Below are 271 nucleotides of genomic sequence, written 5' to 3'. Positions count from 1 at the left end.
CCCTGCACCGGACAACCGGGAAATGGATGATTCGAAATTCACGTTGCGGACAAACTCCTCCAGGATCGAAGCGAGAACCTCCGATTTTGATGAGGAGCCATCCGCCGCGAGCAATTCCAGTTCCGCCCCGCCACTTGCGCCCAACAGCATATTATTCAACGCGCTTTGGGTAAACCCTTCCGGTAGAATGACGACCGCGTCTACCCTCTGTGCCTCCAGGCTTTCTTCCGCCTGCTCACGCCCCATCTGTTCTATTGCCACCAAATCACGG

General features: G+C 56.1%; 1 protein-coding gene. It reads right to left on the bottom strand.

The window, feature by feature from the left end; genetic code table 11:
* A partial coding sequence (locus R0J92_RS23135) for a hypothetical protein (protein ID WP_411053393.1) occupies window positions 1-271 on the bottom strand: 271 nt, incomplete at both ends.

Source organism: Tritonibacter sp. SIMBA_163, assembly GCF_046535935.1.
Lineage (GTDB): Bacteria > Pseudomonadota > Alphaproteobacteria > Rhodobacterales > Rhodobacteraceae > Epibacterium > Epibacterium scottomollicae.
Note: the sequence above shows the minus strand (reverse complement) of the source record. Positions and strands in the feature narration are given on the sequence as shown.